General features: G+C 39.6%; 1 protein-coding gene. It reads left to right on the top strand.

Features of this window, described 5'->3' with window-relative positions; translation table 11 throughout:
• On the top strand, window positions 1–240 hold a 240-nt coding region (gene hpf / locus SB765_RS33235; RefSeq protein ID WP_410932980.1), incomplete at both ends, for a ribosome hibernation-promoting factor, HPF/YfiA family.

The following is a 240-nucleotide window of genomic DNA, read 5'->3' on the forward strand; positions in this document are numbered from 1 at the left end:
CTCGCTTAGAGACTACGTAAATAGTAAATTTTCGAAGTTACAGAGGCACACTGATCACATAACGAATGTGCACGTTATTCTCGATGTAGAAAAACTAAACCAAAAAGCCGAAGCAACCGTTCATGTTAGTGGCGCTGAGATTTTTGCTTCCACTGAACATCAAGATATGAATGCTGCTATAGACTCGCTGATTGACAAGCTAGATCGTCAAGTAATTAAACACAAAGAGAAACTTGCTCG

The sequence above is a fragment of the Pseudomonas sp. SIMBA_067 genome (assembly GCF_046534675.1).
GTDB lineage: Bacteria > Pseudomonadota > Gammaproteobacteria > Pseudomonadales > Pseudomonadaceae > Aquipseudomonas > Aquipseudomonas putida.